Origin of the sequence: Streptomyces sp. NPDC001816 (assembly GCF_042892235.1) — a bacterium.
Classification (GTDB): Bacteria; Actinomycetota; Actinomycetes; order Streptomycetales; family Streptomycetaceae; genus Streptomyces.
Window position 1 is genome coordinate 215,969 of record NZ_JBIATY010000007.1, and the last position, 13,580, is coordinate 229,548.

At 69.4% G+C, this 13,580-nt stretch carries 12 protein-coding genes and 2 pseudogenes; 6 read left to right on the forward strand and 8 right to left on the reverse strand.

Annotated features, from left to right (window positions below):
• Window positions 1-191: 191 nt before the first annotated feature.
• Window positions 192-953 carry an SDR family NAD(P)-dependent oxidoreductase gene (locus tag ACFYZZ_RS25805; RefSeq protein ID WP_389180299.1) on the forward strand — a complete coding sequence of 254 codons (762 nt, stop codon included), beginning with the start codon at window positions 192-194 and terminating at the stop codon, window positions 951-953.
• Window positions 954-986: 33 nt separating this feature from the next.
• On the opposite strand, the gene ACFYZZ_RS25810 is transcribed toward ACFYZZ_RS25805, so the two are convergent.
• Both ACFYZZ_RS25810 and ACFYZZ_RS25815 read right to left on the reverse strand, forming a co-directional pair.
• Window positions 987-2,234, reverse strand: a complete 1,248-nt coding sequence (locus tag ACFYZZ_RS25810; RefSeq protein WP_389180302.1) for a LuxR C-terminal-related transcriptional regulator — start codon at window positions 2,232-2,234, stop codon at window positions 987-989.
• Entirely contained in the window at window positions 2,147-3,763 is a 1,617-nt protein-coding gene (locus tag ACFYZZ_RS25815; RefSeq protein ID WP_389180305.1) for an AAA family ATPase, read from the reverse strand. The genes ACFYZZ_RS25810 and ACFYZZ_RS25815 overlap by 88 nt, the downstream gene beginning before the upstream one ends.
• Window positions 3,764-3,997: 234 nt before the next feature.
• On the opposite strand from ACFYZZ_RS25815, the gene ACFYZZ_RS25820 reads away from it, so the two are divergent.
• The 4 genes and pseudogenes from ACFYZZ_RS25820 (at window position 3,998) to ACFYZZ_RS25835 (ending at window position 7,348) form a co-directional block, all read left to right on the forward strand.
• Window positions 3,998-5,023 (forward strand): aldo/keto reductase, encoded by a 1,026-nt coding sequence (locus ACFYZZ_RS25820; RefSeq protein WP_389180308.1) that lies wholly within the window; start codon window positions 3,998-4,000, stop codon window positions 5,021-5,023.
• Window positions 5,024-5,055: 32 nt separating this feature from the next.
• Window positions 5,056-5,949: an aldo/keto reductase gene (locus ACFYZZ_RS25825; protein ID WP_389180311.1), complete on the forward strand. Its 894-nt coding sequence runs from the start codon at window positions 5,056-5,058 to the stop codon at window positions 5,947-5,949.
• A 150-nt stretch (window positions 5,950-6,099) separates the two neighbouring features.
• Window positions 6,100-6,762 (forward strand): annotated as a pseudogene (locus ACFYZZ_RS25830) (SDR family NAD(P)-dependent oxidoreductase); the annotation flags it as partial.
• A gap of 112 nt (window positions 6,763-6,874) precedes the next feature.
• The gene (locus tag ACFYZZ_RS25835; RefSeq protein WP_389180314.1) at window positions 6,875-7,348 is read left to right on the forward strand and encodes a nuclear transport factor 2 family protein; all 474 of its coding nucleotides are present in this window, start codon (window positions 6,875-6,877) and stop codon (window positions 7,346-7,348) included.
• A gap of 149 nt (window positions 7,349-7,497) precedes the next feature.
• Here the strand turns inward: ACFYZZ_RS25835 and ACFYZZ_RS25840 are convergent, their stop codons facing one another.
• The 5 genes from ACFYZZ_RS25840 to ACFYZZ_RS25860 form a co-directional block, all read right to left on the reverse strand.
• On the reverse strand, window positions 7,498-7,812 hold the full coding sequence (locus ACFYZZ_RS25840; protein ID WP_389180317.1) for a hypothetical protein: 315 nt from the start codon (window positions 7,810-7,812) through the stop codon (window positions 7,498-7,500).
• 409 nt (window positions 7,813-8,221) lie between these two features.
• Window positions 8,222-9,346: a DUF6183 family protein gene (locus ACFYZZ_RS25845; protein ID WP_389180320.1), complete on the reverse strand. Its 1,125-nt coding sequence runs from the start codon at window positions 9,344-9,346 to the stop codon at window positions 8,222-8,224.
• A gap of 332 nt (window positions 9,347-9,678) precedes the next feature.
• Complete coding sequence (locus tag ACFYZZ_RS25850) at window positions 9,679-10,101, reverse strand: glycine cleavage system protein H (RefSeq protein ID WP_389180323.1); 423 nt, start codon at window positions 10,099-10,101, stop codon at window positions 9,679-9,681.
• A 157-nt stretch (window positions 10,102-10,258) separates the two neighbouring features.
• Window positions 10,259-10,636: a hypothetical protein gene (locus tag ACFYZZ_RS25855; RefSeq protein ID WP_389180326.1), complete on the reverse strand. Its 378-nt coding sequence runs from the start codon at window positions 10,634-10,636 to the stop codon at window positions 10,259-10,261.
• Window positions 10,637-11,730: 1,094 nt separating this feature from the next.
• Window positions 11,731-12,180 (reverse strand): hypothetical protein, encoded by a 450-nt coding sequence (locus tag ACFYZZ_RS25860; RefSeq protein ID WP_389180328.1) that lies wholly within the window; start codon window positions 12,178-12,180, stop codon window positions 11,731-11,733.
• A gap of 499 nt (window positions 12,181-12,679) precedes the next feature.
• On the opposite strand from ACFYZZ_RS25860, the pseudogene ACFYZZ_RS25865 reads away from it, so the two are divergent.
• Window positions 12,680-12,871 (forward strand): annotated as a pseudogene (locus ACFYZZ_RS25865) (IS5/IS1182 family transposase); the annotation flags it as partial.
• Here the strand turns inward: ACFYZZ_RS25865 and ACFYZZ_RS25870 are convergent.
• Window positions 12,872-13,216: a hypothetical protein gene (locus tag ACFYZZ_RS25870; protein WP_389180331.1), complete on the reverse strand. Its 345-nt coding sequence runs from the start codon at window positions 13,214-13,216 to the stop codon at window positions 12,872-12,874.
• Window positions 13,217-13,580 lie beyond the last annotated feature (364 nt).

The following is a 13,580-nucleotide window of genomic DNA, read 5'->3' on the forward strand; positions in this document are numbered from 1 at the left end:
TTACATCCTCCCCCCTGGGGCCCGCCCCCCCGGGGGGGGGGCGGGGCGCCGGCCCCCCCCCCCCCGCCGGCCGGCCGGGGGCGCGCGCCCCCGCCCCCCCCCCCCCCCCCCCACCGCCGGGTCGGGAGCATGCGGCAGAGGACACCGGCCGCGCTGGAGCACGGGCGGAGCAGAAGTGGGAAGAGGCGATCATGGAGCGACTGGATGGCACCGTGGTCCTGGTCACCGGGGCCAGCAGCGGCATTGGTGCAGCGACTGCCATCGCGCTCGCGCAGCAGGGAGCCCAGGTCGCCCTGGTGGCGCGGCGGCGCGACCGTCTGGAGGCCGTGGCGCGGCAGGTGCTCGACGTGGGCCCTCCCGCGCTGTGTGTCGAGGCGGATGTGACCGACCGAGGGCAGGTGGCCCGGGCGGTGGAGAAGACCGTGGCCCGCTTCGGTCGGTTGGACACCGTGGTCAACAACGCTGGCGCCATGGTCGTCGGCCCCGTCGAGGACGCCCCGCCGGGCGAGTGGGAGCGGATGGTGGCGGTCAACCAGTTGGGGCTGCTCTACGTCACCCGGGCCGCGCAACCGCACCTGGCGAAAGCCGCTGCCTCGGACCCGCGGCACGTGGCCGACGTCGTCAACATCGGCTCGACCGCAGGGCGGGTGGCTCGCCCCGGGACGGCCGTCTACTCCATGACCATGGCTGGCGTGGTGGCCTTCTCCGAGTCTCTGCGGCAGGAGCTGCAGCCGCAGCGGCTCCGGGTGAGCGTGGTCGTGCCCAGTACCGTGGGCATCGGACATACCCCGCAGGCGCCGGAGGAGCAACGCGTCGACGGCGAGGCGCAGGTCCGGAAGATCGAGCGTCTGGCGCCGAAGGACGTGGCGCGCAGCGTGGCGTTCATCGTTACCAGCCCGCACCGCGTCGCGGTGAACGAAATCCTCGTCCGGGCGGCAGATCAAGCCTGGTGAGGCGGCGGACCTCTGCGCCGGACCTGGCCAGACCTAGCGCGGCCCGGCTGAGGATCCGTCGCCCAGGGTCGGCAGCGCCTCCCGCAAGGCTCTGCGTGACGTGATGCCGAGCTTGATGTAGATCTTCCGCAGGTGCCATTCGACGGTCCGCGCGCTGATGAACAGCTCGGCGCCGATCTCCGGGTTGGTGCGTCCGTCCCGGGCCAGGCGCGCAATGTGCTCCTCTTGCGACGTGAGCCCGGTGGCAGCCTGGGACTCCGGTCTGCGGATCTTCTCGCCGGCCGCGGCCAGCTCGCGGCGGGCCCGTTCGGCGAACGCCTCCGCGCCCATGGCGGAGAACCGTTCGTGGGCGGCCCTGAGCTGGTCGCGAGCGTCAGTGGGCCGTTGCTCGCGGCGCAGCCACTCGCCGTACAGCAGCCGTGCCCGTGCGGCTTCGGGGCGCAGCGGCGTGCGGTCGAGCCGCTCGATGGCCTCGGCGTACAGCGGCTCTGCTGCGGTGCCGTCGGTGAGCAGGGCTCGGCATCGGCTCTCGATGCCTACCGGCCAGTCCGAGTCGCCCGCGTGTCGGGTCAGTCGTCGCAGCGCCTGCTCGGCGACGTCCCGCTTTCCGGCGCGGACGGCCGCCTCGATCAGTTCGGGGAGCACCCACCAGGTGATCTGCGGCAGGTACGTCTCGTCGACGGCCCGCTCCGCGGCTGCCACCGCTTCGGCGTACTGGCCGAGTCCGTTGCGCAGCACCGCTTCCGTCCAGTGCGCGGCCTGCAAGGAGATGCCCTCGCCGCGCTCGACCGCAGCGGCGGCCGTCGCCTCGATCAGCGGGATGCCCTCGTCCGCGTGGCCCCGGTATGCGGCGAGCAACGCCGCTCCCAGCGGGAACATCCTCGTCCCGGTCGCTGCGGCGATCGTCTCGCCCTCGTCCCGTAGCGCCGCTGCCGCCTTCAGGTCGCCGCTCCACGCGGTGACCAGCTCCCGCACGCCAAGGGAACCAACCAGCGGAGCCAAGGCGCCCGATGCGCGGGCATGCTCCGTCCAGCGCCCGCTCAGCAGGGCGAAGGTGTCGAAGTCCCACAGCAGGACGGCGGCCGTCGCGACGAGGTTGGCGCCCTTCTGGAACCAGCCGGGATCGGGGTCGTGCACGAACGCGTCGACGGCCTGACGCAGGCTCGTAGCCGCGGCGGCCGGCCCTTCGTCGATCAGGGTCGCCAGGCCGCGCAGCAGCAGGTGGGACGGGCCGGGCGACGGCTCCGCCAGGGCCCGCGACTGCAGGGTGGCCCGTGACACCTCCGGAAGATGCCCGCCGGGGTCGGCGAACCGGCCGGCGACCAGGGAAGCAGCCCAGGTGTCGAGGTAGTCTCCCGCGCCAGACCCGCGTCGAGCCCGTCGAGCTGCGTCGCGACCCGCAGGAGCTGCACCGGGGCTGACCGCCCGGGGACCGCGGCCCAGTCGATCTGCCCCCGCAGCCGCGCCACCAGGGCCCGCTGCAGGTCGGTGTCCGCCTCCGCCTCGGCTTCGGCCACCAGCCCTGCGGCGGTCCGCAGCGAACCCGCCTGCAGGTGTGCCGACGCGGCCGCCAGCGTACGGTCCGCCCGCGTACCGGGACGCTCGGTGAGCGTCGCCGCCCGCTGCAGGAACCCGGCGGCGGCCGACAAGCCGCCGCGGGCCTCGGCCCGTCCCGCCGCCCGCTCGAGCTCCACGGCGATGTCCTCGTCCGGCGCGGTGGCGGCTGCGGCCCGGTGCGACAGCCGGCGTTCGGGATCGGCCTGCGGATCCGTCGCCTCGGCGAGCGCCTGGTGTGCGGTTCGGCGCTGCTCCGGGCTTGCTGCCGCATACGCCGCCGACCGCACCAGAGGATGCCGGAAGCGCACCAACGAATCGATGACGAGCAACTGCTCCGCCTCGGCGGCCGCGGCCTCCTCGCGTCCCAGGCCCAGGACGCGCGCCGCACGCCACACGAGTACGGGGTCGGCGGTCGGGTCGGCCGCGGCCAGCACCAGGAACAGCCGCGCTGCCTCGGGCAGGCCCGCGATCCGCTGCAGGTAGAGGTCGTGCAGCATGCCGGTCATGGACGGTCGGCCGGCGAAGCCGCCGGCCAGCTCCTCCGGGCTCATCCCGCCAGCCAGCTCCACCAGGGCCAGCGGGTTCCCGCGGGTCTCGGCGATCAGCCGGTCGCGGACCCGTCCCTCCAGACGCCCGGGAACGGTCGCGGTCAGCAGCTCGCGCGCGTCCTCGTCGGTCAGCCCGCCGAGCGTCAGGCCCGGCAACACGGCGAACCCCGGGTCATCGGCGTCCCCGGTGTCTGACCGGACGGCGAACAGCAGCAGAATGGACTCCGCGTTCAGCCTCCGGCCGACGAACCCGAGCACCTGCTTGGACACGCTGTCCAGCCACTGGGCGTCGTCGACGAGGCAGACCAGCGGCCGCTCGGCCGCGACCTCGGACAGCAGGCCGAGCGTCGCCAGGCCGACGATGAACGGATCCGGAGGACTTCCGCCAGCCAGCCCGAAGGCCACCCGGATCGCCTGCTGCTGGGGAGCCGGCAGGACGTCGAGCCGGTCGAGCATCGGCGCGCACAGCTGGTGGAGCGCGGCGAACGGCAGCTCCATCTCCGACTCGACGCCGCAGACCTCTCGGACCTGGAACCCGAACGCCTGACGTGCGCAGTACCGCATCAGGGCTGTCTTGCCGATGCCGGCCTCGCCCCGGATGACCAGGACCGAGCCGGCCCCGTGACGGGCGTCGGCGAGCAGGGCGTCGAGTTCGATCCGCTCACGGGCGCGCCCCATGAAGGCAGCACTCCGCGATCTGGACATGCACACAGGGTACGGGCGCGGGCCGAGGTCCGGCACTCGGATCGCAGTGCCGTCGCTCCCCGGGTCTCGCCGGGGGTTGCGTGCCTGCCCGGGGCTTCCTGCCCGCCGGGACCCGGGGGTCCTCCCAGGGACTTGCCTGGGGGCAAGGGACCTCCTGAAAACCACTCTGGAGCTACCGGCCCTGAACCGCATGCGGGGCCGCCACCAGCACACCGGATGGGACAGGTGACAACGATGAAGAGCGTAAAACTCGGCAGTCAGGGTCTGACGGTCAGCGCCCTGGGCTTCGGCTGCATGGGCATGAGCACCACGTACGGGCCCAGCGACGACAAGGCGAGCCGTGCCACCCTCGCGCGGGCAGTCGACCTCGGGGTGACGCTGTTCGACACGGCCGAGACGTACGGGCCGTTCCACAACGAGCGCCTCGTGGGCTCCGCCCTGGCCCCCGTCCGCGAACAGGTACGCATCGCGACCAAGGTGGGCTTCGTCTTCGACGACGACGGAAACATGGTGACCCACGACGGGGGCCGACCCGCCGTCGACTGCAGCCCAGAGCACCTGCGCACCGCCGTGGACGGTTCGCTGGGCCGCCTCGGGGTGGAACAGATCGACCTCCTCTACCTGCACCGCATCGACCCGAAAATCCCGATCGAGGAGTCCGTCGGCGCCATGGCGGACCTGGTCGTTGCTGGCAAAGTCGGCCACATCGGCCTCTCCGAGGCATCCGCCGCCACCATCCGACGCGCCCACGCGACGCACCCCCTCACCGCCGTGCAGAACGAGTACTCGCTCTTCGAGCGCGGCGTGGAGCACAACGGGGTCCTCGAAGCCGCCCGGGAACTCGGCATCGGATTCGTCCCCTACTCGCCGCTCGGCCGCGGCATGCTCACCGGCGCGCTGACCAGCCTCGAAGGCCTCGACGACAGCGACTTCCGGCGCCACGACCCGCGCTTCCAGGGCGAGAACCTCGACGCCAACCTGCGGCTGGTGGCCGCGATCGGCCAGGTGGCCGCCGGCAAGGGCGTGCTGCCCTCGCAACTCGCCCTCGCCTGGCTCCTCGACCAGAGCCACGTGCCCATCCCGGGTACCCGCCGGATCCAGTACCTGGAGGACAACGCGGCCTCCGCCGACATCGTCCTCACCGACGCCGACCGCGCCGCGCTCGAGGACGCCGCCCCCATTGGCACAGCCGTCGGCGGCCGCTACCCCGCCGGGATGCTCGCGACCCTCGACACCGACGCAGAGCCCCGGCAGCACTGACCAAATCCGCCACCACTCGAACAAGGAGACCCATGTCCACAACGACAGAACCGACCACCGAGACGATCACGATCGGCGGAGAGCTGACCGTCGGCCGGATGGGCTTCGGCGCCATGCGGCTGACCGGCGATCAGGTCTGGGGCGAGTACCCGGACCACGACGGCGGGATCGCCCTGCTGCGCCAGGTCGTCGACTCGGGCGTCACCTTCATCGACACCGCCGACGTCTACGGGCCGCACTCCAACGAGCTGCTGATCCGCGAGGCGCTCCATCCGTACCCCGACGACCTCGTGATCGCGACCAAGGGCGGCTTCGTCCGCGTCGGATACCCGTACGACACCCTCGGCGCGGTCGGCAATCCGAACTACCTGCGGCAGTGCGTGCACATGAGCCTGCGGCGCCTCGGCCTGGACCGCATCGACCTGTACTACCTCCACAGCGGAAGGGCAACCGACGCACCATTCGAGGACCAAGTCGGCGTTTTGGCCGAGTTCAAGGAACAGGGCCTGATCCGCCACATCGGCCTGTCCAATGTCACCGTCGACCAGTTCGAAGCGGCCCGCCGCATCGTGGACATTGCCGCAATCACCGCCGAGTACAACCTCGCCAGCCGGGCCGGCGCCGCCCAGCTGGCCGCCGCCGAGCGCGCCGACGTCGTGTTCTCCCCCTGGGGACCGACCCGGATCGACGGCCCCGCACCGCATATCAGGGAAGAGGTACAGGCCATCGCCCAGTGCCAGGGCGGGACACCGCAGCAGGTCGCGCTCGCCTGGCATCTGCACCGGTCGCCGAACAGCCTGCCGATCCCGGGCACGACGACGCCCGGTCACTTCGCCGAGAACATGGCCGCCGCCAAGCTCCGCCTGTCCGACGACGAGGTCCGCCGGCTCACCGAGCTCACCTCCGAGGACCAGCCCAACAGTTGACGCCGGTCCCGTTCACACCAGAAGCACACGTACGAGAAGAGATTCCAGAAATGAACAAGCTGTTCGAAGGAAAGCGGGCGTTCGTCACCGGCGGAGGCTCCGGGATCGGCCGGGCGAGCGCCATAGCCCCGGCGGCCGAAGGGGTGCTTCGTCACCGTCGCCGGGCGGACCGAGGAGTCGCTGGAAGGCACCGTGCGCGCGATCAACGAGATCGGCGGGTCGGCGCAGGCAGTCAAGTGCGACGTGACCGTCGGGTCGATGGTGCGATCCGCAGTGGAGGCCGCGGCGGGCGAGGGACAGCTCGACGTCGCCGTCAACAGCGCGGGCTACGACGGCTCGGCGTAACTGCCGACGCACGAGTGGACGAGCGAGATGGTGGAAGAGATGCTCGCTGCCAACGTGCGCGGTACGTTCCTGGCCATGAAGTACGAGCTCGAGCTCATGAACCGCCAGGGCTCCGGCTCCATCGTCAACATCGGCTCGGGCGCGGGACTGCTCGGTGTCCCCGGCCACGCAGGGTACGTCGCCTCCAAGCACGCGGGCATCGGTCTGACCCGCAGCGCCGCCCTCGACTATGCGGCCAAGGGCATCCAGGTCAACGCGGTCGCCCCCGGCCTTTTCGACACGGGGCTGCTGCACGCCCCGTCCGGGGAGTTCTACGACTACATCCTGCCGCTCATCGCCAACCACCCCATCGGCCGGATCGCGCAGCCCAGCGAGATCGCCGACGCCGTGGTGTGGCTGGCCTCGAACAAGTCCAGCTTCGTCACCGGCGTGGCGCTGCCCGTCGACGGCGGCCTCAGCGCCGCATGACGTGCAGCGCGACGACGCCCTGCCTGCCGGCGCACGCGCCGGCAGGTCGTCGCATTGCCGCCTCGTACTGCTTGACACCACTTGTACAGCACGCCATGAGGAGGAGACCAACATGAGTTCCCACACCACGATCACCCCGGAAGAAGCGGCGGACCGGCTCGCCATCCGCGAACTGATCGACGCCTACGCCCACTTCGCCGATCGCCGGCAGCCCGGCAGCCAGGCCGCGCTGTACGCGCCGGAAGCCAGGACCTTGGTCTACACCGCCGCCCCGTCCACCTCTGAGCCGGTGCAGGTACTGGTCGGCCGCGACGCCCACGTCGAGGGCTTCGTGTCGCTGAACCAGTACGTCGCGACGATGCACTTCAACGGCCAGAGCACGATTGACGTCGCCCCCGAGGCAGGCCGAGCCACCGGCGAGACCTACTGCCTCGCCCACCACTTGCTCGAAGGCGACGACGGTCGCAAACTCGTCCTCATGTCGATCCGCTACGAGGACACCTTCGCCAAGCAGGACGGCGAGTGGCTCTTCGCCGAGCGCAAGCTCATCATCGACTGGACGGACACCCGGCTGAGTGCCCACTGAAGTTGCTCAGCTTCTCGGCCACGAGGTCACCCCTGAACTTCGAAGGCGACAGCCACGGTCCGTCCCAGACCCTCGAACGGCAATCCGGCCGCACCGTCGAACTGCGCCATCGATAGCGGCATGCCGCCCACATTGACACCTGGTCAAACTCACCACGGTGTCAGGGTGACGCCGGATAGCAGGTGGTCGTACTCGGCGTCCCCGAGGCTGCCTTTGTAGCCGTAGGAGGCGGCATTGAGCTGCTTCTCCTTGCGAGTGACCGACTCCGGCGGCCGGACGTTCTTGGTGTAACCGCCCTTACGGCAGATCGTCGACCCCAGGTTCTCCTGCGTCACGGCCGGCGAGGCCGCACCTGGTGTGCACGCCGGGTCCTCGAGGGGCTCGCCCTGCTCGTACCGGTAGTGGCAGCTGCCCACAGACGGCTGCTGCTGCACCGTGTACGTCTCCTGTGGCCCCGCACCCACCGGAATCTTTGTCGCTTCTGCAGGTACGCCAGTCCCCGACGCCGGCACACTCTTCCCCGGTGCGCCAGACCCAGAGGGCGCACCGGATGAACAGCCCGCCCGCGCCGCGCCGGACCGCTGCTGTGTGCTGGCCACGACTTCGCGGCACCTCGCCGCAGTAATCGGAAGGCATGGTCGGTCGTCGCGGTGGTCCTGGGCGCCGGGTTGCGCTACGAGGGCTTCGAGCCGTGCGGTTGCGGGCGGGCCGTACCCGTGCCCAGCTGTGCGCCCGCCGCAGGGTCGCCACTCGGACCGGCACTCCGCTCGCGGAGCTGCTCGGCCAGGCCGACCCGCTGGAGAATCGCTGATCCCGGCAGGGCTCGGCGCAGTTCACTTGGTCCAGCTCCTCGACACACGAACCACGGGCACCTCAGTCGGTATCGGTCGCGGCAAGCACGGCCAGGCGCCGACGGCCTGAGGAAAGCGCGGCTAGACCGATGTCCCAGGCCACCTGCTCGAACCACTTCGTGTCGGCACCGAAGCCGTGCCAGATGCAGTCCAGCACATGTGCTTCGACCTCAGCGACGGTGGAGCCCTCTGGGCTTCCGGCCAGCGCGGCCAGGGACCGCCAGGCCGCCAATCGGCCGTAGGCGCCATAGGAACCGGAATTGTATGCCCCTCCCGTCGACGCCGCCGCGAAGAGCACTCGCCATGCCTGTGCCGGCGGACGGACAGCTACCGACAGAGGAGTCTCCTTCCCCGCTCCGTGCAGACACTCCAGCCCCAGCGTCAGGAGCGCGGTCGGGACCGACTCGGCGTCCAGGGGTTCCGCGAGGCCGAACACGCGTGCCTCGATACGCCCGTTGGACTCTTCGGCCCAGCTCGCCACTGCCCTGCCCATCGCCTTGGCAGCGGCCTGCGTTGTCGTCTCCTCCGCAGACGGGACGCGCGCGTCGGCGGTCACCGCCAGTTCGCGGCTCTCTGACGGTCCGTACGGCATCGAGTGGCTGCTGCCACGGATGCTGTAGCTCGGCAGATCCGCATTTCCCTCCACGCCGGACAGAGTCAGGGGCAGCCAGCCCAGCGGGTGATGACTCCAATGCGGCGACGTCGCCCAACCCGCGATCCCCGGCGTGTCCTCGACGAACACGCCCCTGAGAACCAGCTCATGGACCAGGCAGGCCCGAAGCTCCTCCGAAGCGCGGCCGGTGAACGCCGCAGCCAGGTCGGTCGCCTCGTGGGTGGAAGCCAGCAACGAAGCCGTGTAACGATCCAGCTTCCTGCTGGTGACCTCATCCGAGGAGATCAGCCGCAGCGCCTGGGTGACATTCTCGGGACCGGCGGTGGTGGCCAACAGTCGAAGCAGATGGTCGAAGACGCTTCGGTACTGCCACATCTGCCCCCCAGTGCCGTAAGTCCTGGCGAGAGCGATGCCAAGGTCCGCGGCAAAGGCAGCATCCCCCTGCGCGGCCCGGCCATCGGCCACCGCCCATACGCCGGTGACGTCATTCAGGTCCGGCAGCCCCGTCACGATCTTCTGTATCTGATCAGCCACGGCCCTGAGCCTACGCATCCGACGGCCCCAGCTCATTTCATAAACGACCGTTTGTGACAACCGGTCAGCCGGAGCGAGGCTGTGTACTGGCGCGGATGCGTGTCCCGTCTCGCGAGATCTTGTCGCTGTCTCACCTGACCGTCCGGTCCGCACGTCAGGGACAAGGCCGGGTGAGACAGCCCAGACCAGCAGTCCGGTCTCGACAAACGTGAGGGAGTCTCACCGGACAAGGCGAGCGGTGAACCAGTCATCTCCCCGTGGAAGTGACGAGGTTGTCCGTCGCTGGCACGTTCCCATACGCGCTTGTCAGCGGTGACGTTGGTTCGCTGCGCTCACCCATAGACGGCGGCCCTGTAGCCAGCAGCGTCCAGGAGCTCGTCGAGCTCGGCCGTGTTGGACGGCTTGAGCTTGAAGATCCATGCGCCGTAGGGATCCATGTTGATCGACTCCGGGCGGTCATCCAACACCCCATTGACGGCGATCAACTCGCCGCCGATCGGCGCGTGGACATCCAGTGCGGCCCTGACCGACTCCACGAGGCCGGCGATATCGCCCTTGGCCAGAACCCTGCCGATCCCGATCGAATCCACGAACCGGATATCGCCGAGGTCCCTCTGGACGTGGTCGGTGAGGCCGACCGTCACAGTGCCGTCCGCTTCCGAGCGAGTCCACTCGTGCGACATGGCGAACCGCAGGTCAGTCGGAATCTTCGACATGGTCTCTCCCTCGAAGCCGTAGTTGATCAGCGTGCTCATCGTGCCCGGCGACCGCTGACCGACTCAACCAGGTTTCTCACTTGGTCTGGTCTCTCCAGCGCGGATGTCGGCCGCTGTCTCAGTTGATCTGATCCGCCGCCGTCGGGCTGCGACCGGACCATCCGGACGCGGGAGAGGGGCACCCCGGGCGCAGTGGTCAGAACTCGGGTGGCGGGGCGGTGGCGAGGAGTTCGCGCTTCACGTGGTCGTAGTCCGCCCGGGCCTGCGGGTCGCCGTGGTCGTAGTCGGTCCAGAAGCCGGGGCGCTGCCAGCGGGCGTCTGCGAGGCGGGTGCGGCCGCCGATGATGACCAGGGTCCAGCCGGGTGGTACTCGGGTGTCCACTGTCTCGAAGTCGGCGGGGTCCCAGAGCAGTCCGGGGTCGGGTACGTCGGGGCCGAGTACGCGGATCTGGCAGTCGATGTCGGAGGTGACCATCTCCGCAACCGGGTAGACACCACCCACGCGGATCCCGTCGAACTCCGCGACCGGGATGTCGGCTGCGGGGTGGATGATCTGCAGGCATCTGACTCTCATGGGAGAAGTCTCGCCATGGCCGATCCCCGGTCCCGAGACTCCGCCAGGCGCGCGCTCGGCTGAACGGTCGAGATCACGCAGGCGAAGCTTCCATACAGATGTCCCTTCGCTTCGGGTGATGCAGGGTTGCCCGTGCGGCGACCTTCGGTTGTTCGGTGGTCTTGCGGTGCGTCGACAGCTGCCTCACCGGACGGTTCGCGCCTCAGCACTGTCAACGACCTCGGCATTCCCACCACCACCGGTCGCACCGCCGCAATCCGGCAGCACGTGCTGGAAATGCCCGCCCCGGTCGTCGCCGAGGCTCTGAGCTACCACCGGGTTACCACGGCCAAGCTGGCCTCCGAGGCCGGAGGCACCTGGAGCCGATACGCCTCTGGTGACCACTGGCGGTCACCACCAGGCTGGACGCCACGGAGCAGTACCTGAACCTGCGGTCAGCCAACTGAACCTGCTATTCCGCAGGAAGGGGACTCAACGGAATCTGCATCAACGCCCAGCGTGTGAAGGTGAGCAGAGCCTCGCCGGCGATGTCCTCAAGCCGGTCGAAGTCCTCCGGCAGCACGTCGAGCAGGAAGTGCTCGACTTCCCGGTCGGCTCGCTTGATCAGGACGAGGGAGCGGTAACAGAGCTTGGGGGGGATGCTCGAGAAGGATCGCTCACAGAGGCCCCCCTGTGGTGCGGAGCCGTTGATCGGGACAGTGCCGGCCTGGCGCCTTTACCGCTGAGGGCTGGGTGATGGCGGCGGGGTTCCCTCAGCCTTGAGGACGGGCAGGTGTTCGACCAGCACCGCGACAACATGAACACCGCGACCAACCCGGGCTCCCGCTGGCTCTTCCCAGGCCGACGCGCCGGCCAGCCACTGCTCCCGTCGTCGCCGACGCGCTCGGTTACCACCATGTCACCGCGACCCGCCTCGCGTCCGAGGCCGGAAGCGCCCGGAGCCGGTACGCCGCCGGAGACCACCTACGGTCACCAACCGGCTGGACCTCAGCTAGAACTGAAGAGGGTTAGAGACGCGAGCTCAGCAGTAGCGGGACACATCCGACGCCACCGCACGGCCCGAACCCTCCCACGCTGCCGATTCCGTGAGGTGATCAGGAGAAGATGATCCACCCAGAGAGCGCCGCACCAGCCACCGCAATGGCAGCGTGCAACAGAACCCACAGCACGTGTTTCCGGATCGTCCGGCGGGGGCGGAAGCTAGCATGGTGGGCGCAGCAGGTCTCTGCCAGGCCAGCCTCGATGTCCAGGGCGGGAAACTGCTTGGCGATCTTCTTGCGCAGGCCTTCAGCCTGCCCAACGTGAAATTCGCACCTCTCGTAAAACGTCAGGCAGGCAAGCACCCCATAGAAGCCGAGCGCCGACATCGATAGCGTCACAACGAGCATTGACGTCTGGAGACCGGTATTCGCGATGAATCCCAGCCCAGCAGCCACAACGAGAATGATGATGTTCGTCAGCGTCGCCCTCTGGTTCGCCGTCTGTCGCTCCGCCTCCCGCTGATCTTCCCAGAGCGCAATCAGAACATCATTCCCATCAGCCAATGATTGTCCCCAATCCGTGACAAGACGGGGCAATCCCTATCACGTGTCAACGCCAACGCCCCTAGCGCCACGCAGCCCGGCCCGGGCTGGCTACACGGAAGGCCGCGGCCCACCAGGGGGCAGCATTGAGCACCGTGATCGTTTGCTCGCATCCGGTCGGCGAGTCCCAGCACCGACGCCTCCCGGAGACCACAGACGGTTACCAGCAAGCCCGCCGCAGCCTGAACTGGCGACAGTTGATTACGCGAGCTCACCAGTATCAGACCCGTACTGGCCGCTGCCGGTCCCCGCGCAGGATCACCTCGCCGCCGACACACCCACTCTGCCGGGTCGTCAGGTGACGGACAGCCTCCTCCCGCCGGGCGACAACCGTCGCTGAGCGGCCTCATGCCAACTGTGTCGACGACTGCTCGGCACCACCAGGCTGCTGCTGGTTCTGGGTTACCCCAGGCTGCTGCTGATTCGTGTCCTCGTGGCCAGGCTGCTGCTGGTTCTGGGTCAACGCCGCGGGAGCCGGGGAGGCCGACCCGCCGGCTTCGACAAGGAGATGTACAAGCGCCGCAACGAAGTCGAGCGGACGATCAACCGGCTCAAGCACTCCCGAGCCGTGGCAACCCGCTACGACAAGCGTGCCTACGTCTTCCACGGCACCGTCACCGTGGCCTCGATCCGGCTCTGGCTCAAGCCGTGATCAGCGCGCTTCCAGAGCGTCCGCCCTTCTCGTCAAATCCGCTGCGATGTGGTCCCAGTCTGGGCCGTGCAGCCACAGGTTCTCGGCAGCCTCCCGCATGAGCGCCGGCTCGTCCGGGCGCTGCAGGAGCACCAACCGATAGGCCAGATTGCGGACCCAAACCGGCACATAACCGTCGACCACGTGCGGGCTGAGCTCATGCAGCATGGCGAGGATCGAATCCGCGTCAGCGAAGGTCAGCTCTTCGACGAAGTAGTGCTCTTGGTGCTCGCGACCGCACTCCGGCGTCGTCCGGTACTCGTCTCCGTAGAGACACCGCGCGTGCTCCGTCAGAGTGCTGTGCATGCCCTGGAGCCTACGATGCGGTGATCCGCCGGACAGACCCTAGGTCGCAGGGTGACTACGAACCGGTCAGGGCCCCAAGCTCCCCCGCCCCTGATCAAGTGGGCGCGCTGCGGCCCGTCGCGCAGTTCCCCGCGCCCGTGGTGTTCCAAGGCTCCCCCGGGGACCCGTCGCCGTCCCGCGGTCCGCAGTGGAACGCTGAGACAGCCACCCGACCGACTGACCTTGCACCCCGCGAATTCCGTCACTCCGGACACCGCATTACGTCGGGTGTCCTGCGCAGTACGCGGACGGCTCCTTGCCGAACCGGTCACCGACCTTGGCAGCAGGAGCCTCGGCGCGCGGGACCCATGGCCGGGGCCACGGA

What these genes read in the sequence shown, in the direction of transcription:
- ACFYZZ_RS25820 (WP_389180308.1), top strand. Translation starts at nt 3,998, where the DNA reads ATGAAGAGCGTAAAACTCGGCAGTCAGGGTCTGACGGTCAGCGCCCTG.
- ACFYZZ_RS25835 (WP_389180314.1), top strand. Translation starts at nt 6,875, where the DNA reads ATGAGTTCCCACACCACGATCACCCCGGAAGAAGCGGCGGACCGGCTC.
- ACFYZZ_RS25850 (WP_389180323.1), bottom strand. Translation starts at nt 10,101, where the DNA reads ATGAGCACGCTGATCAACTACGGCTTCGAGGGAGAGACCATGTCGAAG.
- ACFYZZ_RS25855 (WP_389180326.1), bottom strand. Translation starts at nt 10,636, where the DNA reads ATGAGAGTCAGATGCCTGCAGATCATCCACCCCGCAGCCGACATCCCG.
- ACFYZZ_RS25870 (WP_389180331.1), bottom strand. Translation starts at nt 13,216, where the DNA reads ATGCACAGCACTCTGACGGAGCACGCGCGGTGTCTCTACGGAGACGAG.
- ACFYZZ_RS25805 (WP_389180299.1), top strand. Translation starts at nt 192, where the DNA reads ATGGAGCGACTGGATGGCACCGTGGTCCTGGTCACCGGGGCCAGCAGC.
- ACFYZZ_RS25815 (WP_389180305.1), bottom strand. Translation starts at nt 3,763, where the DNA reads ATGTCCAGATCGCGGAGTGCTGCCTTCATGGGGCGCGCCCGTGAGCGG.
- ACFYZZ_RS25825 (WP_389180311.1), top strand. Translation starts at nt 5,056, where the DNA reads ATGTCCACAACGACAGAACCGACCACCGAGACGATCACGATCGGCGGA.